At 57.6% G+C, this 1,116-nt stretch carries 1 pseudogene; it reads left to right on the top strand.

The features are described from left to right. Positions 1–1,116, top strand: a pseudogene (locus HAD_RS18705) (hypothetical protein); the annotation flags it as partial.

Below are 1,116 nucleotides of genomic sequence, written 5' to 3'. Positions count from 1 at the left end.
CGGATCCAAAGTTCAGCTCCGTGCTGTTCGATTGTGCCGGCGGTCTCGCATTGACCGGGGACAAAGAAGACCCTGCGGCTGCGCAGGGTGCAGTTGCCGCAGATGCAAACAACACCATTGGTAGCAACTCGCTCGCATCTGTCCTGTTCCCGGGGCCGAATGAGCTTGGCGTCACGCCGTTCGATGCAACGACGCTGTCGAGCTTCTTCGAGCCGACCACCTACATCGGTGCGTTCGGTCCGACCGAAACCGTGACGAACAACTGGGCCGCAGGCTGGACGTTCGCCCTGTTCCCGGAGCCGACTTGCCCGACCGGTACGACCGATTCCGGCTTCGACATTCAGGGCACGACGGTGTGTCGCCTGTCCGGTGACATTACCTCAGATATCCGACTCACGCGTGGCAATTATTATGAGATTGCTGGCCGTGTGGATGTAGGTGTGGATACGGGTGCTGACGGAAATGCCGCGAACGGTGTTGCCGCTTCGCTGACCATCGAATCCGGTGTGACCCTCTTCGGTAACGCAGGGGATGATTATGTTGTTGTGAACCGTGGTTCACAAATTTTCTCGAACGGCACTGCTGCGAACCCGGTTGTCTTCACCTCAGAGGCTGACGTTACAGACAGCCAGGTTGATCCGGAGAATGCAATTGGCGAATGGGGCGGTCTCGTCCTTCTGGGTCAGGCGCCGATCAACCGTTGCCGCGATGTTGCTGTAACGCCAGCGACAGCGCAGTGCGAGAACATTGTGGAAGGCGTGACCAACCCGGAAGCTGTTTATGGCGGTGGTGATGCTGGCGACAGCAGTGGCCGACTGTCTTACACTCTGGTGAAGCACGCCGGGTACGCGGTCGATACGAACGGAAATGAACTCAACGGCATAACATTTGCCGGCATCGGCACGGGCACCGAGGTGAATTATGTTCAGGTCCACAACAATTCGGACGACGGCGTCGAGTTCTTCGGTGGCGGTGTGAATATCAAACACCTCGTCCTGACCGGCAACGATGATGACTCAATCGACACGGATAACGGTTATAACGGCCATATCCAGTATGCCATTGTGGTTCAGCGCCCTGGTGGCGGCGACAACATCACCGAAGCGTCGAGTGTTT

It is taken from the genome of Hyphomonas adhaerens MHS-3 (assembly GCF_000685235.1).
GTDB lineage: Bacteria > Pseudomonadota > Alphaproteobacteria > Caulobacterales > Hyphomonadaceae > Hyphomonas > Hyphomonas adhaerens.
The sequence above is the reverse complement of the archived record's forward strand: the minus strand, read 5'-3'. Positions and strand labels throughout refer to the sequence as shown.